General features: G+C 62.3%; 18 protein-coding genes and 1 riboswitch. Of the genes, 13 read left to right on the top strand and 5 right to left on the bottom strand.

What is annotated here, in order from left to right:
• Nucleotides 1-16 precede the first annotated feature (16 nt).
• A complete protein-coding gene (locus K1X71_18340; protein ID MBX7075106.1) occupies nt 17-907 on the bottom strand; it encodes a hypothetical protein in 891 nt (296 codons plus the stop codon).
• A gap of 400 nt (nt 908-1,307) precedes the next feature.
• Nucleotides 1,308-1,394: riboswitch (cyclic di-GMP riboswitch) on the top strand.
• A gap of 255 nt (nt 1,395-1,649) precedes the next feature.
• Here K1X71_18340 and K1X71_18335 point away from each other — a divergent pair.
• From K1X71_18335 to K1X71_18290, 10 genes are all read left to right on the top strand, one after another.
• Nucleotides 1,650-1,832 (top strand): Flp family type IVb pilin, encoded by a 183-nt coding sequence (locus K1X71_18335; GenBank protein MBX7075105.1) that lies wholly within the window; start codon nt 1,650-1,652, stop codon nt 1,830-1,832.
• Between the two features lie 303 nt (nt 1,833-2,135).
• Nucleotides 2,136-2,702: an A24 family peptidase gene (locus K1X71_18330; protein ID MBX7075104.1), complete on the top strand. Its 567-nt coding sequence runs from the start codon at nt 2,136-2,138 to the stop codon at nt 2,700-2,702.
• Between the two features lie 565 nt (nt 2,703-3,267).
• Entirely contained in the window at nt 3,268-4,407 is a 1,140-nt protein-coding gene (cpaB, locus tag K1X71_18325) for a Flp pilus assembly protein CpaB (protein MBX7075103.1), read from the top strand.
• Between the two features lie 133 nt (nt 4,408-4,540).
• Nucleotides 4,541-6,499 (top strand): pilus assembly protein N-terminal domain-containing protein, encoded by a 1,959-nt coding sequence (locus K1X71_18320; protein MBX7075102.1) that lies wholly within the window; start codon nt 4,541-4,543, stop codon nt 6,497-6,499.
• Nucleotides 6,500-6,637: 138 nt separating this feature from the next.
• Nucleotides 6,638-7,885 carry a pilus assembly protein CpaE gene (locus K1X71_18315; GenBank protein MBX7075101.1) on the top strand — a complete coding sequence of 416 codons (1,248 nt, stop codon included), beginning with the start codon at nt 6,638-6,640 and terminating at the stop codon, nt 7,883-7,885.
• 195 nt (nt 7,886-8,080) lie between these two features.
• Nucleotides 8,081-9,397, top strand: coding sequence for a CpaF family protein (locus tag K1X71_18310; GenBank protein ID MBX7075100.1), 1,317 nt, complete (start codon nt 8,081-8,083; stop codon nt 9,395-9,397).
• Nucleotides 9,398-9,441: 44 nt separating this feature from the next.
• Nucleotides 9,442-10,404, top strand: a complete 963-nt coding sequence (locus K1X71_18305) for a type II secretion system F family protein (protein MBX7075099.1) — start codon at nt 9,442-9,444, stop codon at nt 10,402-10,404.
• Between the two features lie 94 nt (nt 10,405-10,498).
• On the top strand, nt 10,499-11,374 hold the full coding sequence (locus K1X71_18300) for a type II secretion system F family protein (GenBank protein ID MBX7075098.1): 876 nt from the start codon (nt 10,499-10,501) through the stop codon (nt 11,372-11,374).
• Nucleotides 11,375-11,566: 192 nt separating this feature from the next.
• A complete protein-coding gene (locus K1X71_18295; GenBank protein ID MBX7075097.1) occupies nt 11,567-12,163 on the top strand; it encodes a hypothetical protein in 597 nt (198 codons plus the stop codon).
• 280 nt (nt 12,164-12,443) lie between these two features.
• On the top strand, nt 12,444-13,937 hold the full coding sequence (locus K1X71_18290) for a sigma-54 dependent transcriptional regulator (GenBank protein ID MBX7075096.1): 1,494 nt from the start codon (nt 12,444-12,446) through the stop codon (nt 13,935-13,937).
• 57 nt (nt 13,938-13,994) lie between these two features.
• Here the strand turns inward: K1X71_18290 and K1X71_18285 are convergent, their stop codons facing one another.
• From K1X71_18285 to zwf, 3 genes are all read right to left on the bottom strand, one after another.
• Complete coding sequence (locus K1X71_18285; GenBank protein MBX7075095.1) at nt 13,995-14,540, bottom strand: general stress protein; 546 nt, start codon at nt 14,538-14,540, stop codon at nt 13,995-13,997.
• A 317-nt stretch (nt 14,541-14,857) separates the two neighbouring features.
• Entirely contained in the window at nt 14,858-15,982 is a 1,125-nt protein-coding gene (locus K1X71_18280; protein ID MBX7075094.1) for a tRNA-dihydrouridine synthase family protein, read from the bottom strand.
• A gap of 81 nt (nt 15,983-16,063) precedes the next feature.
• A complete protein-coding gene (gene zwf, locus K1X71_18275) occupies nt 16,064-17,545 on the bottom strand; it encodes a glucose-6-phosphate dehydrogenase (GenBank protein ID MBX7075093.1) in 1,482 nt (493 codons plus the stop codon).
• Between the two features lie 212 nt (nt 17,546-17,757).
• On the opposite strand from zwf, the gene K1X71_18270 reads away from it, so the two are divergent.
• The 3 genes from K1X71_18270 (at nt 17,758) to folE (ending at nt 19,735) form a co-directional block, all read left to right on the top strand.
• The gene (locus K1X71_18270; GenBank protein MBX7075092.1) at nt 17,758-18,141 is read left to right on the top strand and encodes a DUF309 domain-containing protein; all 384 of its coding nucleotides are present in this window, start codon (nt 17,758-17,760) and stop codon (nt 18,139-18,141) included.
• 34 nt (nt 18,142-18,175) lie between these two features.
• Nucleotides 18,176-18,865 (top strand): LON peptidase substrate-binding domain-containing protein, encoded by a 690-nt coding sequence (locus K1X71_18265; GenBank protein MBX7075091.1) that lies wholly within the window; start codon nt 18,176-18,178, stop codon nt 18,863-18,865.
• A gap of 216 nt (nt 18,866-19,081) precedes the next feature.
• Nucleotides 19,082-19,735, top strand: a complete 654-nt coding sequence (folE, locus tag K1X71_18260) for a GTP cyclohydrolase I FolE (GenBank protein ID MBX7075090.1) — start codon at nt 19,082-19,084, stop codon at nt 19,733-19,735.
• Nucleotides 19,736-19,933: 198 nt separating this feature from the next.
• Here the strand turns inward: folE and K1X71_18255 are convergent, their stop codons facing one another.
• Complete coding sequence (locus tag K1X71_18255) at nt 19,934-20,437, bottom strand: hypothetical protein (GenBank protein MBX7075089.1); 504 nt, start codon at nt 20,435-20,437, stop codon at nt 19,934-19,936.
• Nucleotides 20,438-20,576: the final 139 nt, after the last annotated feature.

The following is a 20,576-nucleotide window of genomic DNA, read 5'->3' as shown; positions in this document are numbered from 1 at the left end:
GGCTCGTTGCCGTGACTCACGTTTCCCTCACTGCTTCAGTTCGATTTGGCAGCAGCGGGCAGTCGTCGCCAAGCGCCGCCAGTAGCAACAGCGCCCACTTCAAGGGCTCGTCGCTGCGCGTGCGCGATGCGGCAGCCGCCAACAACTCATCGGCGTTCGTGGGGCGAACCTCCTGCGCCGCCAATCCCAGTAGCGCGTAGCTCAGAGAAATCGCCGGCGTCGCCGTGTCCATGCTGCGCGTCAAGAATCCGCAAGACCCCTCAATGCGCCCCGCCGGGTCGTGTTGCCCGGCTAATGCCAACAGCGCCAGGCCCGTCGGCTCCAACTGCGGGCGCAGCTTCTGTCCCAACACAAAGGTGTTGCCATAATTGGCGCCCCCGGTCGGCAGCAAGCGGTCGATCAACAGTCGCATGCCGTCTTGCGTGCGCTGGTGCCCTTCATTTCCCGTGGCGCGCAGCGCCAACACCGCCCATGCGGTGGGCTCCAGCCAGGAGTGAGTTCCCGCCACCCACGGCCAACCCACAATCGTCGGATCGTGGCCCAAGATCGGTGTGCGATCGAGCGCTTCGCCGCGCTGTTCCACAAGCCACTGCGTTCCCCGGCGCAGCGCTCCGCCAAAGTGCGTCGCGCTGCGCGGGTGCGTGCCCCGCGCCGTGTGCCAGGCCAACACCGCCAGGCTGGTGGGCCAACATGGCGCGTCCTGCGTCTCGGTCACCCCCAGGCTGCCGTCGGCGTTCTGCTGCTGGCGCAACCAACCCAGCGCTCGCTCGACCTCCCCCTCACGGCCATGCGCCGTCAGCGCCAAGGCGGCCAGCGCGGTCGGTTCGGTGGCGTTCGGCGTGCCGGGGCGATAAGCGTGCCCGGCCGACGTGCTCAAACAATCGAGCGCGGATTCCTGCCAAGTCATGGCGACCGCCGAAAAATGGGCCCGGGGCGTCCGCGTCGTGTCACGGCGCAGCGCGCAGGGGGCAAGTTGCTTTGCTTCTCTATCAATATACAGAATCGTGCCGTCCGGGGCACGGCGCGGCGCCCGCGCGTAAAAGAATCGGTTGCAGCGCTTGGTGCTGTCACAGCGCCGCGCCATCTGGAAACTTCGCGCCAAAACGCGCACCGTGCAGGTATATAAATCAGGTCGGTCAGCGGCTTGAGGAATTCCTGAAAAATTCGCTCCACGCGATTTGACACGGACGGCACTCGACCTAGGTTTGCCATGAGAGAGTCGGATGGAGACATTCAACTCTCGATGAGCGCGGTCGCGGGACCGCCTGCGGCGCTAACCACGCCGTACGGCCTGCCGCCTCCCTCATCCTCGAAAAAGGCAAACCGGTCGCAAGGCCGGCACGCAAAGCCAAGGACCACACGGCGACAAGCCGGATGGAAGCCTGGTTGCCGAAGGGATGTAGGCCATTAGCTGCGCAAGCCGCTGCCGGCAGACAGCCACCTCGGCCCACGCTCGCTCACGCGCGCGTGGTACGGAGGACGAGGACGGGCACGTTGCAAACACAAACCGAGTTCCGACAGGTCACCTGGCAGGCCACCGCCGCGACGCGGCGACGCGCCTGGCGGAACTCACTGTTTAACTTAAGTGGACCGAGCACGCGACTTGCGAGTCAGACGGCGCTCTCGGGACCACAGGAATGGAGGATGCAATGAGTCTGCTCGCTAAGAAACTGCACCAGTTCCTCGTTTCTGAAGACGGCCCGACTGCGGTCGAGTACGCCGTGATGCTCGCCTTGATCATCATTGTCTGCTTGACGGCCATTAGCTCCGTCGGCACCAACGCCCGCAACACCTTCTCGAACGTCGCCGCTTCGCTGGCCGCTTCGAGCTAGTGTTCACCGGGTCGATTTCGGCGCCGACCTAGGCATCGCAATCCATGGCCCCTCGAGGCTGTCCTGGTCTCGAGGGGTCAATTGCGCTTGCGGACTGGCGGCGCGCGAAAGCAACACAGCGAGGCGCCTGATGTTTCCTATCCACTCCGCCGACATGCTGGCCGCCGCCGGCCAGTCGCTGATCTGGATCGTTACCGCCGTGGTCGCTCTGATCGGTTTTCTGTTGCAATCCCGCGCCTGAGTCGGCCGGCGCGACCTACATTTCAAAAACTCAACTTACCTGGCAGTTCCGAGGAGCATGCGATGAGCGGTTGCGAGACGTTGGCAAGAGGCCTGGCCGAAAACTGGCACGTCTGGGTGGTGAGCGTCGTCCTGGTGGTCGCCGCGGTCATCGACGGCTACAAGCTCAAAGTCCCCAATTGGCTCACCTTTCCCATGATTATCTCGGGCTGGCTCTATAGCGTCCTGTTCTATGGCTGGGCCGGATTGGGCTGGAGCCTCTGCGGCACCGCCGTCGGCCTGGGCTTGTTGCTGCCGGCCTACGCCATTGGCGGCATGGGCGCGGGAGATGTCAAACTGCTCGCCGGCGTCGGCGCTTGGGTCTGGGGAACCGTCACTTTTCAGGCCTTCTGCGTCTCCGCCGTGGTCGGCGCCGTCATCGCGGTCGGCATGATCGTCTGGACGCGCGGCATCGCTCGCCATCGCGATCAATTCCTGGTGATCTTGAACGAGATAGTCACCATCCGAGATCCCAACCAACTGGCGGCCATCGCCGCCGAGCGCAAACCGAGCATGCTCTTGCTCCCCTATGGCATTCCGATTGCCATCGGCGCCATCAGCTATTTTGCCTGGATGGGAATGCTGCTATGAGCCGCCAGCATCGCGCTGCCAGCGGCCGCGCGGTTGTATCCAGGCGAACCAGTCAGACTCTAACGACCCGACTCGGCCGGTTAGAGAACCCCTTCCAAGCGTGCCGAAAACAACGACGGCGTGCATCGATCGTCAAGTTTGCGATCGTTGCGCCCGTCGTGTTCTTGTTGACCTTCGCAGCGTTCGAGCTCGGTCGCATGCCCAGACTCCTGCAAGCGCGTGACAACGCCCGGCGCGAGGTTCGCCGGCCAGGCGTTCTCGGCGCCGACCTGGCGCTCGTCCGTTCGCGCCCGGCTTCGGTTTCGAGTCCGGCATCCAATACGCGAAATCGACATAACCCGGCCGAGTCCGGCGTCGGCCACTTATTTCAGTTTCAACGCGGTTGCCGTCCCGGCTGGTTTGAATCAAGTGATCCAAGTGACATCGCCAATATCGTTAGCGTAAAGGCAACTTGCGCCGCTGCGACCGCAAGCCAGCATCGCGCAATTTAATCATTACTACCGTTCGAAATGGCGCTCCGAGCGGGCGCGACCCACTTCGCTCTGAGCTGGCCTGGAGAAGTTAGATGCGTCCAAAAACGCTGGTCCTCTTCGCCTTGGCGCTGGGCTGCGGCTCGGTTGCCGCCATTGGCATCAATCAATTGCTGGCCAACCGCAACCTGCCTGCGGCCGCCCACATCGACACCGTGCCGATCATCGTGGCGATGGCCGACGTCGGCATGGGCGAAATTGTTCCGCCCGAGTCGGTCAAGTTGGAGAATTGGCCCAAGGACAAATTGCCGCCGGGCGCGATCTCGTCGCTCGACACCCTTAAAAACCGTCGCACCCGCGTCAAACTGTTCACCGGCGAGCCCATTCTCGAAGCCAAGTTGATGGGCGTGGATGACGAAACGGCCTCGGCCGCCCAGTTCATTCCCAAGGGATATCGCGTCGTCGCGGTCAAGGTCGACGACGTGAGCGCCGCCAACAGTCTGATCAAGCCCGGCGATCGCGTCGACGTGCTGGTGCATCTCCGCGCGAATCCCGGTGGCGGCATCACCGAAACCCGCACCATCACGCTCCTGCAAGACATCAAGGTCTTCGCCGTCAACGACCTGTTTCACAACAACGCGGAGGCCGATGCCAATGTCGCCGCGCGGACCGTTTCGCTGTTGGTCACGCCGGAGCAAGCCGAGTTAGTAACGCACGCCACCGAACAAGGTGTCATCCGCCTGGTCATGCGCAGCGTCGACGACGACGAGCATCCCGACACGCCGGGCGCCGACCAGAGCATGTTGCTCGGCATCGCCAATCACGGCGACCGCGAGCATGAGGAGCAGCAAGCGACCGACGATCTGAACGCCTTGTTAAACAAGGACAAACCGGCGCCACCAGTCGAACCCGTAGTGCAGGCGCCGCTGGGCGATTCATGGCGCATGCTTCTCATCGAAGCCGATAAGGCGCATGAGGTGCAGTTTGCCGATGCTACGCGACCGCCAACATCGATCACCGACATCGATTCGGTTGATGCGATGCCGGCGGCCGGACCGCTGCCGCTAGATGCCCCGGCCGACGGCGATGCCGAAGCTGTCGACCAGGCCCCAGATAGCGGCGAATGGAACGAGCCTGAGTCGGAGTCCGAAGACGGGGGCGCAGCCGAGTCGGACGCCGAGGATCAAGGAGCAGAAAAAACTTCCGCCGCAGACGAAAACATGGGCAATAATTAAGAAGACCACAAGCCCTCGCATCTCCCACCAGTTCGCAGTGCCGCACGCTTGGCGGAACTGAGAACTGGCAGCCGCCCCGCAAGCGGCACGGATGGGAGATCGAGAAAAACGGAACACGCAAGGAAGTTCACGGATGTTTAATTTCCGCCCCTGCCGGGCTGGCTTTGGCCTGCCTCTCTACGCCGCGCTGGCGCTTGCCCTCGTCGCCAGCCCCTCGCGAGCTCAAACGCTCGAGCTCCCTTCGATCGTCCATAAGGTGACGCAAACTCACGACCGCGTCGACATGGTTGTGAACACCAGCCGTCACTTGGTCATGGACAAGAAGATTCCGCAGGCCCAGGTGAGCAACCCGGAGATCGTCGCGGTCACGCCGCTCTCCGCCAACAAGATTCAAATCGCCGCCAAGAAACCCGGCGTCACCCAAGTCAATCTGTGGGACGAAGACAACCAGGTCTACACCGTCGATGTGGTGGTCTTCGCCGACGCGCAAGAGTTGACGCTGCTGCTCAAGTCGCAATTCCCCAAGGCCGCGCTGCAGGTCATCCCGCTGGCCAACAGCGTGCTCATCACCGGCTATGTGGATAACCCGGACGAAATCACCAAAATCACCGAAATCGCCCAGGACTATCACCCCAAGGTGCTCAATCAGGTGCGCGTCGGCGGTGTGCAACAAATCTTGCTCTATGTCCGCGTGATGGAAGTCTCCCGCACCGATCTGCGCCAGTTGGGTATCGACTGGGCCGTTTTCGGCGGCAACTCCATTATCGCCTCGGGTGTGAGCGGTTTGATTCAAGCGGCCAGCTCGCAAACGCAAACCATCGCCGCCAGCGGCGGCCAAACCTTGGCCCTCGGCGTTTTTCAAGGCGCCAGCCGCATCGATGGTCTGCTCCAGGCCCTCCGCCAGAACGATCTGCTCAAGATCGTCGCCGAGCCCAATCTGGTCTGCGTCAGCGGACGGCCCGCCTTCTTCAATGTTGGCGGCGAGTTCCCGATCTTGGTCCCGCAAAGCCTGGGCACGGTCTCGATTCAATACAAGAAGTTCGGCACGCAACTCGACTTTGTGCCGATTGTGCTCGGAAACAACCGCATTCGGCTCGAAGTGCGGCCCCGCGTTTCCGAGGTCGATCCCACGCGTAGCGTCACCATCAACGGCACTACCGTCCCGGGTTTGCGCGTGCGAGAAGTCGAGACGGGCGTCGAGATGCGCGCCGGCGAAACGCTGGCCATCGCGGGCCTTGTGCAGCAGCGTACCGAAGCCCAAAAACGCGGCCTCCCCTGGCTTAGCGACATCCCCTATGCCGGCGCCATCTTCCGCGTGACACGCGAGCAAGTGCAGGAAATCGAAACCCTCATCATGGTCACGCCGCAATTTGTCGAGGCCATGGAGTGCCACGAGGTTCCGCCGGGCGGTCCGGGGCTGGCCACCTGCTCTCCCAACCATTGCCAACTCTGGTGTCAGGGTCGCATCGAAGTGCCCTGCAATGGCGAAGGCAGCGGTGGCGGCGATTGCCCAAACTGCCAGGCCAACGGCGACGACTTGTTCCATGGTGGCGGCGGCATGAGCATGGGCGCCGGCACAATGGAAGGGGGCGCGGGGCTTCCCGCGGGCGCTACCATCATCGACGAGCATGAGCTGATTGGCCCCGCGCCAGGTCGGCCCACCCCCGCCGAGCCGATACCTGCTCCACAAGCCACGCCACGGAGTCCGGCCGCGCCAGTTCCGCCGCCTCCCAGCGCCGCCGCTCGTCGGCCGGTGGAAACTCGCCCGTTCGCGACCGACCAGTTGAAACCGTTCCCTGCTTCGCCCGCTGGCAACGTGGCGCCAACGGCGGCCCCGCGCGTGCTTCCCGCATCGAGCCGTCGCCAACCGCTGGGCGCGCAACTTTCCGGTCCGGCAATCGCCGGCGTCGCTAACTCTCGTCCGGCGCAACCCACACAGGCGCCGCGGCGACCAGCCACCGCGGCCGAGAGCGAAGTTCGCTTCAAATCGCCTGCGGTTCCCGGCGGCCAACAGCAAACGTCGCGCAGGCCGTATAGTCAGTCCAACCCGCCCGGGCTGATCGGACCTTCGGGGGCCGCTGCGGACAATTGATCGGACCCGCGTATCGATTTTTCAGCGGCGCTCAGCGGCAAGCGTCCAATCGCGCCCTATCGTTGAGTATCCGTCCCAATCCGTGCCGCCCCTGGCGCGCGACAATGCCGACGGCGCCCCGCCCCACGGCCCGCCACCATGAAGAACATTCTTCGCCTCGCCATCGCCGATCCGGTCGACTCCACGCGCAACGCCATCAAGGCCACGCTGTTGGGCATGGATTCTGTTTGGCTGGAGGCGGAATGTTCGCGCTATGAGTTCTTCGCCGACGTCGTTGGCCAAACCAAGCCCGACATCGGCATCGTCGCCATCGATCATGCGCCCGAGAAGGCGCTGCAATTAGTTAGCCGCCTGACGCGCGAGCATCCGCAGTGCAGCGTGTTGGTGATCAGCTCATCCACCGATTCCAGTTTGATCCTGCAGGCCATGCGCGCCGGCGCCAAGGAGTTCTTGGCCCATCCCGTGCGCCTCGATGACCTCGTTGCTGCGCTGGAGCGCATCAGCAGCCAACGCGTGAGCAAGAGCGGCGGCGCCACACGCGGCTGCCAGGTGATCGCCCTGGCCGGCGCCACCGGCGGCGTTGGCAGCACCAGCCTCGGCGTCAACCTGGGCTGTACGCTCGCCCAAAACCCAAATCACTCCGTGGTGCTGGTCGACCTCGATCTCGCCCTCGGCGACGCCGACGTCTTCCTCGATGCCATCCCCGATTACACGCTCTTCGACGTCGCGCAGAATGTCGAACGGCTCGACTTTTCCCTGTTGAAGCGTTCGCTCACCAAGCATTCGTCCGGGCTGTTCTTGCTGCCGCGTCCCGTGCAAATGGAAGACGCCGCGCTCATCACGCCAGAAGACCTCAAGCGCGTCATTGGATTGCTGAAGGCCACCTTCACGCACCTGTTGCTCGACCTGTCGAAGGCATATAGCCCCATCGACCGCATGGCCATGCAAATGGCCGATCATGTGATGGTCGTGACGCAACTCGACTTGCCCTGCCTGCGCAACGTGGTGCGCTTGATGACGTCGTTCGTCGAACTGGAAGGCGTGCACGACAAGGTGAAGATCGTGGTGAATCGCTTTGGGCTAGAGGCGGGCCACATCAGCCTGAAGAAGGCGCAAGACACCATCGGCCGAGAGATCTTCTGGAAGCTGCCCAACGACTACCGCACCATGGTCGAGGTGCGCAACAACGGCGTGCCGCTTATCGAACAGGCGCCCAAAGCGAAAATCACTCAATCCGTTCTGCAACTGGCCGACCTGCTGTCTGGCAAGGAAGTGAGCGCCGACGAACCCGTCGACGTCAACAAGACCGGCCTCTCCAAGTTGTTGGGCGGACTTTGGACCGCCAAAGCGGCTGGCGCCGCGACGCCCCCCGCCAAGTCGCCATAACGGCGTCCCGCGGTCGTAAATCGAACCGTGGCCAGCGGATCGCCCGATTTTTCGGGCTGTTGACTTTCCGCGACGCGCGCCAGGCGTGACCTATGCTTTCAGTGTCCGGGCGATCTGCGACCGCGCCCTGCGCTGGCCGCCGCCCAGACCATGCCCTCGACCCCCTCCCACTGCTGAGCGACCGCCATGGCCAAGATGTTGGCTCCCTCCGGACGAACCACCGACAAGGCCTCGGAAAACGAGTTTGAAGATCTCAAACGCGGGATCCACAGCAAACTGGTCGACAAGCTCGATCTGTCCAAAGTCGGCGACTTGGCCGGCGACGTGTTGCGGCGCGAGATTCGCTTGGTCGTCGAACACCTCTGCGACAGTCAAGACACATTGCTCAATCGCTCGGAACGCGAGCGGTTGATCGACGAAGTGCTCGACGAGACCTTTGGCCTGGGACCCTTGGAGTTATTGCTCAAAGACAGCACGATTAGCGACATCCTGATCAATGGTCCCAAGAACATCTATGTCGAACGGCGCGGCAAGTTGGAAAAGACGGCCGTGCAGTTTCGCGACAACAATCACCTGATGCAGATCATCGATCGCATTGTGTCCAAGGTCGGCCGGCGCGTCGACGAAGTCTGCCCCATGGTCGACGCGCGGCTCCCCGACGGCTCCCGCGTGAACGCGATCATTCCGCCGCTGGCGCTCGACGGCGCCTCGGTCTCCATTCGCCGCTTTGGCGCTAACCCGCTTAAGCTCGAAGACTTGCTCAACTACAAAGCCTTCACGCCGGAGATGGTGATGCTGCTCGAAGGCTGCATCAAAGCCCGGCTCAACATGATCATCTCGGGCGGTACCGGCTCCGGTAAGACGACCCTGCTCAACACGCTTTCCAGCTTCATTCCCAATACCGAGCGTATCGTCACCATCGAGGACGCCGCCGAACTCCAATTGCAGCAAGATCACGTGGTGCGGCTAGAAACGCGCCCGCCAAACATCGAAGGCAAGGGCGCCGTCACCGCCACCGACCTGGTGAAAAACGCCCTGCGTATGCGGCCCGAACGCATCATCATCGGCGAATGTCGCGGCGCCGAAACGCTCGACATGCTCCAGGCCATGAACACCGGTCACGAAGGCTCGCTCACCACGATCCACGCCAATACGCCGCGCGACGGCATCGCTCGCGTCGAAACCATGATCATGATGGCCGGCTTTGAGTTGCCGCTCAAAGCCATGCGTCAGCAAATCGCCAGCGCTGTCGACCTCATTATCCAGGCCAACCGTCTCCAAGGCGGCTCGCGCAAAATCACCCACATCACCGAGGTGGTGGGCATGGAGCAAGACACCATCGTCATGCAAGACATTTACCACTTCGACCAGTCCGGCATCGACGAATCGGGTCGGGCCCGCGGGCGGTTTGTCTCCACTGGCATCCGACCCACGTTCATGGACCGACTGGAGAGCGCCGGCGTCCGTCTACCCGCCAGCGCCTTCCGCCAACGCGTCATGATGGAAGACTAAACAGCCTCCACCGCACGATTTGCCGCAACAGCGAGAGTCGACTCATGAGTCCCATGCTCATTTCCATCTGCGTCTTTGTCGGCGTGGCCGCGCTCATTGTCGCGGTGGCCGTGCTCCTCCGCGACAAAAACGACAACAAGGTCGAAGACCGCCTGGCCCTCTTGATGGGCAATGGCATGTTGCCCGGCAAGGACAACAAGCCCAAACCCACCCTGTTGGCCGAGCCGATGGATGGGGGCGAAGACTTTTTTCAATCCTTGGTCAAGCGCTTCGCTCGGCTCAAATTGCTCTTCGAGCAGGCCGACACCAAGATGACCCCCTTGCAGTTCTTCGTCATCTCCGGCGGTCTGGCCGCCGCCGGCGCGCTGGCCGCCATGGCCTTGGGCGGCTTGATCGCCGTCGTGCCCGCCGCACTGGGGTTGTCGGTGATGCCGTTGGTCTGGCTCATGTATCGCCGTTCCAAGCGGCTCAAGATGTTCGCCACTCAGCTTCCCGACGCCTTGGAACTCATCAGCCGCGCCCTGCGCGCCGGCCATAGTTTGTCCGCCGGTTTCAACCTGGTGCAGGAAGAAATGCCCGCGCCCATCGGCACCGAACTCGGTCGCGTGTTCGAAGAGCAGAACCTCGGCATTCCCCTGGACGAAGCGCTTTCCAATCTCACCGACCGCATTCCGAATCTCGATCTCAAGTTCTTTGCCACCGCGGTGATCCTGCAGCGCCAGACCGGCGGCGATCTCGCCGAAATCCTCGATAAGATTGGCAGCCTCATCCGCGAACGCTTCAAAATCTGGGGACAGGTGCAGGCCCTCACCGGCGAAGGTCGCTTGTCGGGCGTCGTCCTCTTGGCCTTGCCGCCGCTCTTGTTCGTCGCGGTCTTCCGCTTGAATCGCGAGTACATCATGGCCCTGTTCACCGATCCTATGGGCAAAAAGATGCTGGCGGTCGCCATTGTGATGCAATTGCTCGGCGCGCTGGTCATTCGCAAAATCGTCAACATCAAGGTGTGATGCCGTGATACTGGCCTCGCTTATCAATTTCGAATCGTTGGTCCCCTTCGCGGTGTTTGGCTTGTTTGCCGCCGTCGCCTGGGGAGTGCTCGACATGCTGGCGTCCGGCCGCTCGCGCGCCTCTGAACGCTTGGATGAGATCAAGCATCCGCAATCGCGCAAGCGCGGTGAAGAAGGCAAGCGCGCCGACAAGATGACCAAACTCTTGGAGAAGGCCAGCCCCGCGCTCGCCAAGCCGCTCCAGCCCAAGAACGAATTGGAAGTCGGCAAACTCAAAGCCAAGCTGAGCGCCGCCGGATTCCGCGGCGAGTCCGCCGCCAGCGTCTACCTCGGCCTCAAGTTCGCCGGCCTGATCGGCGGCCTCGTGTTCGGCAGCTCGATCATGGTCGCCAGTCTCGGCGTCACTCAACGCAGCATGACCAGCTCGATCGTGATCGCCGGGCTCTGCTTCTACCTGCCCGATCTGATCACCTTTCTGGTTCGCAGGAGCCGCCAACAGGCCATCTTTCTCGGTCTTCCGGACTGTCTCGACCTGCTCGTGGTGTGCGTTGAAGCCGGCTTGGGGCTCGACCAGGCCATGCGCAAGGTAAGCGAGGAAATGAAGGGCAACGCCCCCGTGATTTGCGAGGAGCTGTCGCTCTGCAACTTCCAGTTGCAAATGGGGCGTGCCCGCTCCGAGGTGCTTCACGAACTCGGCGTGCGCACCGGCGTCGACGATCTGCGCTCGCTGGCGGCCATTTTGATTCAAGCCGACAAGTTCGGTTCGAGCATCGCCCAGGCGCTGCGGGTCCAAAGCGATTCGATGCGCACCCGGCGCCGCCAATTGGCCGAGGAAAAAGCCGCCAAAACCGCCGTCAAACTGATCTTCCCGCTGGTGCTGTTCATCTTTCCGGGCATTTTCGTGATCCTGGTCGGCCCGGCCGCGATCACCATTGTTCGCGACATGTTCCCCATGATGAGCGGCTCCTGAACCGGCGTTTGCCCTGGGGCGCCTACTGAAAAGCTCGCCGCGAGTTTGCCAGTCAGGCAAACTGCGCCTAGCGCGCCAGTGCTAGCACCAGACTGCCGCGCCGCATGGCCGATATCCGATTGTGGCGCCATTTAGCGCATGCGCCAGCCGCCGCGCGCTACAGGGGATCGAGTAGTTCATCGGGTAAGCAAAATGCGAGTCTTTCTCCCACTCACGTTGCTGATCACCTTCGGCCTGCTGTCGACGCATTCCGCCGCTGCCAGCGATTGGTCGCGCCGCGCCAAGCTCAAATTCGAAGCCTGGAAGGCCGAGTGCCATCACGCCTGGCATATGAACAACATTTGGCCAGAGCCATACATCGCTCCCGATCGAGCCGCCTGCCGCGCGCCGTTCGAGGTCATGGTGGCGCAGGGCTGGCAAGAGCAAAACACCCTCACCGACGATCATTTCGAACACGACAAGGCTCAGCTCTCTGAAACCGGTCGCCTCAAGGTCGCCGATATTCTCATCAACTCGCCAGAACAAAACCGCACCATCTTCGTCGAGCGCGTGTGGGAAGGTCCCGCCACCGAGGACCGTATTCGCGAAGTCCAAAAATTCGTGGCCCAGCGCTTGCCAGAGGCTGGCATGGTGCAAGTCGAAGAAACCATTCGCCGCCGGCCCACGATGTCGGGCGAGTACACAGACAACGTGCTTCGCGGCTATCAGGCCTCGCAACCCACCCCGCGCCTACCCGGCGCCGGCGGCAGCGCCGGCGGCAGTTCGGCCACTGCGGGCGACACCAATTAATAACGCGCAGTCGCCAACTGGTTGAACATCGCAACTCGTTGCCTACCAGAGAGAAAGATTCCAACCCGCGCACTGCTGGTTTGACAGCAGCCAGCTCCCTCTCATAGACTGACGCGAGTCCCGAACCAATTCGGCTATGGCAGCCCCCTCGAGCGCACTCGAAGCTCGCAGGGGGCTTTTTTTTGGCCCCGCCGAAATCGCGGACAGTTTGCAAGTCGCCAGCTAGAGTTCGCCGCCCGCTTCCCCAGGGGGAAACGCGAGCGGAGCAGGAGAAGAATGTATGCCGTCCGTATTGGTCATTGACGACGACACAGCCGTCCAGCGTATTTTCAGTCGTATCTTTGAAGGCACCGATGTGCGCGTCCTCACCGCCGGCAACGCCGCCGCTGGCGTCGATCGCGTCGTCCAGTGCCACCCCGACGCCGTCATTCTCGACATCATGTTGCCCGATGCCGACGGCCTCGACACCTTTCAGCGCATCCAGGCCCGCGATTCCAAAGTACCAGTGATTTTCATCACGGCGGGCGGCACCAGCGACACCGCCATCGAGGCGATGAAACTCGGCGCCTTCGACTATCTGCTCAAGCCGCTAGATTTTGTCCGCGTCCGCGAGTTGATGTCGCAGGCGTTTCAAATTCGCCGCTTCATGAATGTGCCGGTCGGCGTCGGTTCGCCCGGCGACGCGGTCGTGCCCGACGGCGATCACATGGTCGGTCGCTGCCTGGCGATGCAAGACGTGTACAAGGCGATTGGCCGCGTAGCGCCGCAGAATGTCACCGTGCTGATTCGCGGCGAAAGCGGCACCGGCAAGGAGTTGATCGCGCGCGCCATCTACCAGCACGGTCCGCGCGCCTCGGGCCGGTTTCTGGCGGTCAATTGCGCCGCGATTCCCGAGTCGTTGCTGGAAAGCGAACTGTTTGGCCACGAAAAAGGCTCGTTCACCGGCGCCGATAGTCGCCGGATCGGCAAGTTCGAGCAGTGCAACGGCGGCACTCTGTTTCTCGACGAAGTGGGCGACATGACGCCGCTGGTGCAAAGCAAGTTGCTCCGCGTGTTGCAGGAGCAGCGATTCGAGCGCGTCGGCGGCAATGAGACGATTCAAACCGACGTGCGGATCATCGCCGCGACCAATCGAGATCTCGAGAAGATGGTCGATCGCAGCGAGTTTCGCGCCGACCTCTACTATCGTCTGAACGGCTTTGCCATCAAGTTGCCGCCGCTCCGCGAGCGGCCAGAGGACATCTCCGTTCTGCTGCATCACTTTCTTCGCAGCTTCAATCAAGAACTCGGACGCGACGTGCGCGAGATTGCCCCCGCCGCGCTCGAGACGCTCATCGAGTATCGTTGGCCCGGCAATATTCGCGAACTGCAAAGCGTGCTCAAGCAGGCCTTGCTGCAAACCACCGGACCCGTCCTGCTCGCCGAGTTCCTGCCTCCCGAGGTCCGCGCCGGTGGACGAGCCAGCGCCGCGTCTAGCGATCACCGCGAAGCATCGAGCGCTTCGACGCTCGAGCGCTTTGTCGACGAACGTCTGCACTCCGGCTCCGAAGACCTCTACTCCGAAACGCTCGCCCTCATGGAGCGCGCCGTCATCACCCGCGTGCTGCGCCACACCGGCGGCAATCAGTCGTGGGCGGCTAAAATCCTCGGCATCACCCGCGGCAGTCTGCGCAACAAGATCCGGCTGCTCCGCATCAGCATCGACCAGGTCGTAACCGTCGACGAAGATGCTGAGATCGAATCCGACTCCGTGGAGTTTTCAACCGCGCATTGACTCGCGCGATGCCTCGCGTGGCGTGGCCGGGTCTGGCCTCGCCACGCATGTGCTGGATTAACTCTCCCGCAACGCCACCGGCTCGGCGCCGGCCTCTTCCAGCACCTGCTGCGCGATCGCCAGCGGCGGCCCCGGATGGTCTTCCGTCACCTCGGCGGCCACTAGGATGCGCCCCTGCGCCACGGCCTGGTCATAGTAATCCGCCAGTTCTCTCTCGATGCCCCGCGTCATCATCGCGCCGATCAGCCCCCCCACAATGCCGCCCGTCCAGGCAGCCACGCCGCCGGCGGCCAACAGCGCAATGCCCCCGGTGGCGGCGACGCCCGCCAGCACGACAAATCCACCGAGCGCCGCGCCAATCACCCCGCCAGCCGTCGCAGCGGCCGCCGTGTGCGCGCCCGCTTCGTCTTGATGTTCAAACTCGTGAAACGGAGCCTCCTTGCGCGCATCGGAAGAAATCACCGTAATCTGGTCGCGATGATATCCCGCCGTGAGCAGTCCGCTCACGGCGCGATCCGCGTCCGCAATCGTGGAGAAGATACCCACTCGAATCGGAAGCTCGGTGTTCGCGCTCTGCGGCGCGGGCGTGGCATGCGTGGTCATCGTCATCTCTCCTCGTCAGTGATTCCGCGGCTTCGCTTCGCCGAGTCAGCGCCCAAAGCCGATTGCCAACTCTCCCTGGCGACCCAGTTCTTGGCTACAACCTCGGCGCGCGGCCCGAAACGCCTGAACTCGGCTGCGTCGCGCGGTTTCGTGTGTGCATGACCAATACACACTCCAGCGGTGCGAAATGCGTGCCAAAATGCGCAAGTCCCGGCCGAGAGATAGGTATTCTGCCGGCGCGAAATCGCAGCCAAGCACACAGTACACGGTCCGCGTGGTTCGGCTCCGCTCAGCACGCGCGATCCGCAATCGGTCTGTTAGACCTCGCAGGACTCGAACTTGTCCGCGTCGACTTCGGCGTCGGCCGGTCGATTCACACCCGGACCATCTTCCGCGTACCAGCGGTCGAGCACGGTGCGCCATTCCCCCGCGCCGCGCACCGAGATGAACGCCGCGCGCACCTCGCGATACTGCGGATGCAAGCGCGCGTATTTGATGCCAAACTTCCGCATCATGCGTCCGCATTTATCGGCGCCATACAACTCGTCGGCGATCGAGTAATGCTCGGCAATTACGTCGCGCTGCTCCCACACGGTGGGGGGCGGCGGCAGCGGCAAGCCCGCTGCCAGCGCTCGCGCCTGCGCAAAGATCCACGGGTTGCCAATCGCTCCCCGCGCCGCCGTGACGCCATCCACGCCCGTCTCACGCATCATGTCGAGGCAGTCTTGCGCCGCGAACAAATCCCCGCTCCCCAGCACCACGCGCGCGCCCGCGTGCCGCTTCACCTCGCTCAAAAACGACCACCGACTCGGGCCGATATAGCGCTGCTCCACGGTGCGCCCATGCACCGTGATCGCCGCCACCCCGCGGGCAAACGCGCCGTCGAAGATCGTGTAAAACTTGTCGCGGCTCGCCGCGCTGTCGTCGATGCCGCGCCGCATCTTCACCGTCACCGGAATCGCGGCCGGCAACACATCGCGCACGCGCGACACAATCTCCAGCGCCGTCGCCGGCTCGCTCAACAGAAAGCCCCCTCGGCAGCGACCCAGCACTTTGCGCACCGGACAGCCAAAGTTGATGTCGATCACGTCAAAGCCCGCCGTCGCCAATCGCAGCGCTGCCTCGCCAAACTGGCTTGGCTCGGCGCCCATCAGTTGGCCCGCCACCGGGTGTTCCTCGGCGACCACTTCCAGCCGCTTCAGCCCTTTCTTCTTGGCCTCCACCACCAGTTTGTCGACCATCACCTCGCACAACGTGTAATCCGCCCCGTGCCGCCGCGCGATCAACCGCATCGCCCGATCGCTATAGCCCGATAGCGCCGCCTGCACGATCGGAAAGCCAATGCTTAAGTTGCCAATGCGCAGCGGCGCCAACCGGTATGGCGCGCTCTCGGTGGCGTTACTCAAAATGCCTTGCGTCGGGCCGCAATCGGCGGTCGCCATGTTGGATTCTCGATCGTTCATCGTCCGCTCATCATCACGGCGTGCATACTTGGCCCCTGCGCGCGGTCGGAAACCTTCATTCTATTCCGCTTCGTGGACGCTGGCCGCGCTCCGCTTGAGCACCGGACAGACATCGAGCCACTCCCGACCGCGCTCGGCCATCCATGCTTGTCCCCCCAGTGGCCCCCACAACCCCGGCTCGTACGTCTCCACTGGCGGCAAATGCTGTTGTTGCCAGGCGGCCAGGATCGGGTCGACGATGCCCCACGCCAATTCCACTTCATCACTCCGCGCAAACAGGCTCTGATCGCTTGCCAGCACGTCGAGCAGCAAGCGTTCGTAAGCGTCGGGCATCTCCCCTCCAAACGCGCTGTCGAAGCGAAAATCTAACTGAGTCAGCCGCATCTGCATATCGCTGTTGGGCACCTTCGTCTGAAAGTAAAGCTGCATCCCTTCGGCGGGTTGAATATGGATCACCAGCCGGTTGGCCTCATGATGGCGCTTCTTCGCGCCGTCGAACATCTGATGTGGCGGCTGCCGAAACTGAATGACGATCTGCGTGGTGCGGCACGACATGGCCTTGCCGCTGCGCAAATAAAACGGCACCCCCTGCCAGCGCCAATTGTCGATCGCCAACTCCACCGCGGCGAACGTGGCCGTTTGGCTGTTGGGCTTCACCTGCGGCTCGGCCAGATAGCCATCGTATTGGCCGCGCATGGTGCGCGTCGCCACTTCTTCGGCCGTCATCGGCCGAATCGCCTCTAAGACCTTCACCTTCTCGTTGCGCACCAGATCGGCCGAAATGCGCGCCGGCGCCTCCATCGCCGTGGTAGTCAGCAGTTGCAACAAGTGATTCTGGAACATGTCGCGCATCACGCCGGCGGTGTCGTAGTATCCCGCCCGCCGCCCGACTTTCACTTCCTCCGCCGCGGTGATCTGTACATGGTCGATGAAGTTGCGGTTCCAGACTGGCTCGAAGATCGCGTTGGCAAAGCGAAACACCAAAATGTTCTGCACCGTCTCTTTGCCCAGGTAGTGATCGATGCGATAAATCTGCCGCTCGCCAAACTCCTGATGCAGCGCTCCGTTCAACCGGCTGGCGCTGGCCGCGTCGGTCCCAAACGGCTTTTCGACCACGATCCGCCGCGATGCGTCGCGCGGCTTCGCCAGGCCGCTGACGCCTAACGCCTCGATCGCCGGCTCAAAGAAGCGCGGCGCCGTCGCCAGGTAATACACCCGCGTGGTGTCCGCCGACTCGTTTTGCTTCAAGAACTCCCCCAGCCGCGAAAAATCTTGTTCGTGGCCGATGTCTCCCGCAAAGTAATAAAGCTGTCCCGCAAACGCCTGCCACTTCGCCGCGTCGAACGCGTCGGCCAGATACTTCGCCGTCGACTGGCCTAGCTCGGCGCGCCAGGCGTCGTGCGAGTATTCGGTGCGCGAGAAGCCCACAATCCGCGTGTCGGCCGGCAGCCGCCCTTGAGCAAACAACTTGTACAGCGCCGGAATCAGCTTGCGGCTCGTCAAATCCCCCGACGCGCCAAAAATCACGATCGAATAACCCATGGCCAGCCGCTCCCGCTGATTCGGTTTCCTGTCGCTCCCGGTCAGATTCTACCGGCGTTGGCGTGTTCGTAGAACCAGTCGCGCCGCTCCAGATCGTTTGGCGGCGCCGCGGTCCGGCGCTGCCGCTCTTGCAAGCAGATCTCTGCCGCGCCGCAACTCCGCGCTCCGCTATAATGTCTCTCGCCGTTTGCTTACATCATGGAATTCCCCAAATGTCCGACTACGATCCCCTCTATCTCAAAGGCATCGCCTACTTCAACGATTGCGAGTTCTTCGAGGCGCATGAGGCCTGGGAAGAGTTGTGGACCGATTACCACGGCCCGGGGCGCAAGTTCTATCAAGGGCTCATCCAGGCCGCCGTCGCCTTGCATCATTTCGGCAACGGCAATATTCGCGGCGCCCGCAAACTCAACGAGAGCTATCGCCGCTACCTGGTGGTCTTTGGCCCCTGGTTCGAAGGACTCGATGTCGATGAGTTTATCGCCAAGATGGATCGCTGCTTCGAACACGTCGCCGCCTCCACCGAAGAATTCCCCCGCATCGAAATCGATCCCGAATTGATTCCCGAGATTCATCTCGAACCCACCCACCAATAGTCGCTGGCCGCGCGCAACTGTCAGGAGCCGGTCCATGTCCATGATGCCCGCCGAGGATTTCGACGAGTCAAAGTTCTCGGGCAAGGTCCGCTTGTTTCCGCTGCCGAACCTGGTCCTGTTTCCGCATGTGCTGCAACCGCTGCACGTCTTCGAGCCGCGCTATCGAGAGTTGATGACCGACGCGCTGGCCGACGACCGGCTCATTGCCCTGGCCGTCTTGGCGCCGGGTTGGCAAGCCGATTACGAAGGCCGGCCCCCCGTCCATCCTGTCGGCTGCCTGGGACGCGTCATGACAAGCGCGAAACTCGACGACGGCCGTTTCAATCTTTTGCTCGCCGGTGTGCGGCGCTTTCGTTTGGTGCAAGAGCAGCCATCAGACAAGCTATATCGTGAGGCGCGCGTGGAGTTGATCGAGGATGAATACGCCATCGAACTGGCGGGGGCCCGCGATCGGCTAGCGCGCATGCTGCTCGACGCTTTCCAACGGTTTCTCAGCCGGCAGGGAGAAGTCGCGGCGGGTGTGCAAAGCGCCATTACCGAAAGTCTGCCGCTGGGCACGCTCACCGATCTGTTTGCGTACGCCGCGCCCATGACCCTGGAAGACAAGCTGGCCCTGCTTGCCGAGCCCAGAGTCGACGCCCGCGCCGTGTCGTTGCTCGAGCGCTTTGCCGCCACCAACACGATGGACGGCGACAAGTTTCCGCCCGATTTCAGTCTCAATTGACAGGCGTCGTCCAGGCAGTTGTTCATTGAGCGTATGCGAACCGCGCGGCTCGCGGCGCGGCGCCAAGGGTTAGCCACGCCTGTTTTGGTCCCCAGTCAACTTGCGGGCGGGTTGTCGGCCCAAGCCAGGCGGCTAAAGTGGAGGTGGCTGGCAGAGCGACCGTGCCGCGCGGCGCGCAGGTCGCGGCCTTTCCCAGAAAGACTTTCCAGGTCCGCAATGAGTTCAACCGAGCGATTCCGATCCGTGGACAATGGCAGCCTCGACGACGAGGCGGGCGATACGCCCCCGTCGCCGACTTCTCCGGTCGACCTGCCGAGGATTCAACGCGCCGTGCGCGAGATTCTGGCCGCCGTCGGCGAAGATCCCGATCGCGAGGGGCTGCGCGAAACGCCGGCCCGCGTCGCGCGCATGTACGCCGAGGTCTTTGCCGGGCTGCATCAAGACCCGCGCGAGCATCTGCAAAAATTCTTTACTGAGAAATATGACGAAGTGGTGCTGGTGCGCGACATCAGCTTCAACAGCACTTGCGAGCATCATCTGCTCCCATTTATGGGACACGCGCATATCGGCTATGTCCCCAACGGCCGCGTGGTGGGCCTGAGCAAGTTGGCCCGCGTGGTTGAGGTAGTCTCCAAGCGACCCCAGGTCCAAGAGCGCATGACCGAGACCATCGCCGACCTCTTGGAACAAGAACTCCAGGTCAAAGGGGTGGCAGTAGTCATCGAGGCCACCCATACCTGCATGACCGTCCGTGGCATTCGCAAGCCGGGCAGTCTCTGCGTCACCTCCTCGATGCGCGGCCTTTTCCGGTCCAATCTCTCCAGCCGCTCCGAGGTGATGACCCTGATTTATGGCGGCGCTCGCGGTTAGCGCGACACGCGCGATAGCACCCCGGAGGGAGGGCTATGCACAATTAATCACCATTGACAAACTAGGCCGCCGGCCAGTCCCAAAAAGCCATGGGAATAGGCGAAGCATTATTTTAGAGGGCGTTGGCAGACCAGCAACGATTTTAGTAGGCGCTGTGGTCGACGGCGCTGTGCGGGTGCGCTGCTGATGCCTTTACAATCACAGCCCGTTCCATGACTGCGAAGGACGTAAAGATGGGAAGTAGGACTTTGACTTCACGATACCCTTGTCAATATCAAAGACAATAACCGACTCGTACTCTTGCGTGTCGCCATTGCACTCACCAACCGGAAGGTGAATTTTTCCAGTGTACCAAGTGGCGACGACAGGAAACTTCCTGCCGGGCAAGAGCGCATCGTCCCTGATTTCCTTTCCATCGATGTGTCCGCTTACTGATTGTAGCAGCAGTTTGCCATTTGTGATTCGCCATTCGGATGTATATCCGCCCCAGTTTGTGCTAGTCGTGACGTCCAGTTTCGGCGGCATGATTTTTCCGGGCGGAAGATCCCCATCTCCGTTGTGCCATAGCCCTAGCATCGGATTCTGAAAAATCACAAATGTATTGTACCCGTATTGGAGCCTATCTGCACGTTGTGGAGTTGCGACTGCAATAGAGACGACGCCCACGAGCAAAGCCACAAGGTGGCTGCCGGTTGCTGTCATTTCAGCTCCTTGCTAGAACCGGTTTCAAAACTTGCGTAAGCAGATGTTGATGCAGGCCAAGAGGATAAAGGCTTGGTAAACGTTGCTGTAGTAGTCGTAGCGGACGACGAGTCGGCGGAAGTTGTGCAGCCAAGCGATC

This window comes from Pirellulales bacterium (assembly GCA_019694455.1).
Lineage (GTDB): Bacteria > Planctomycetota > Planctomycetia > Pirellulales > JAEUIK01 > JAIBBY01.
Note: the sequence above shows the minus strand (reverse complement) of the source record. Positions and strands in the feature narration are given on the sequence as shown.

Bases quoted from the DNA above. Each gene is read 5' to 3' on its own strand.
- K1X71_18340 (MBX7075106.1), bottom strand. From the start codon at position 907: ATGACTTGGCAGGAATCCGCGCTCGATTGTTTGAGCACGTCGGCCGGG.
- K1X71_18335 (MBX7075105.1), top strand. From the start codon at position 1,650: ATGAGTCTGCTCGCTAAGAAACTGCACCAGTTCCTCGTTTCTGAAGAC.
- K1X71_18330 (MBX7075104.1), top strand. From the start codon at position 2,136: ATGAGCGGTTGCGAGACGTTGGCAAGAGGCCTGGCCGAAAACTGGCAC.
- cpaB (MBX7075103.1), top strand. From the start codon at position 3,268: ATGCGTCCAAAAACGCTGGTCCTCTTCGCCTTGGCGCTGGGCTGCGGC.
- K1X71_18320 (MBX7075102.1), top strand. From the start codon at position 4,541: ATGTTTAATTTCCGCCCCTGCCGGGCTGGCTTTGGCCTGCCTCTCTAC.
- K1X71_18315 (MBX7075101.1), top strand. From the start codon at position 6,638: ATGAAGAACATTCTTCGCCTCGCCATCGCCGATCCGGTCGACTCCACG.
- K1X71_18310 (MBX7075100.1), top strand. From the start codon at position 8,081: ATGTTGGCTCCCTCCGGACGAACCACCGACAAGGCCTCGGAAAACGAG.
- K1X71_18305 (MBX7075099.1), top strand. From the start codon at position 9,442: ATGAGTCCCATGCTCATTTCCATCTGCGTCTTTGTCGGCGTGGCCGCG.
- K1X71_18300 (MBX7075098.1), top strand. From the start codon at position 10,499: ATGCTGGCGTCCGGCCGCTCGCGCGCCTCTGAACGCTTGGATGAGATC.
- K1X71_18295 (MBX7075097.1), top strand. From the start codon at position 11,567: ATGCGAGTCTTTCTCCCACTCACGTTGCTGATCACCTTCGGCCTGCTG.
- K1X71_18290 (MBX7075096.1), top strand. From the start codon at position 12,444: ATGCCGTCCGTATTGGTCATTGACGACGACACAGCCGTCCAGCGTATT.
- K1X71_18285 (MBX7075095.1), bottom strand. From the start codon at position 14,540: ATGACCACGCATGCCACGCCCGCGCCGCAGAGCGCGAACACCGAGCTT.
- K1X71_18280 (MBX7075094.1), bottom strand. From the start codon at position 15,982: ATGGCGACCGCCGATTGCGGCCCGACGCAAGGCATTTTGAGTAACGCC.
- zwf (MBX7075093.1), bottom strand. From the start codon at position 17,545: ATGGGTTATTCGATCGTGATTTTTGGCGCGTCGGGGGATTTGACGAGC.
- K1X71_18270 (MBX7075092.1), top strand. From the start codon at position 17,758: ATGTCCGACTACGATCCCCTCTATCTCAAAGGCATCGCCTACTTCAAC.
- K1X71_18265 (MBX7075091.1), top strand. From the start codon at position 18,176: ATGTCCATGATGCCCGCCGAGGATTTCGACGAGTCAAAGTTCTCGGGC.
- folE (MBX7075090.1), top strand. From the start codon at position 19,082: ATGAGTTCAACCGAGCGATTCCGATCCGTGGACAATGGCAGCCTCGAC.
- K1X71_18255 (MBX7075089.1), bottom strand. From the start codon at position 20,437: ATGACAGCAACCGGCAGCCACCTTGTGGCTTTGCTCGTGGGCGTCGTC.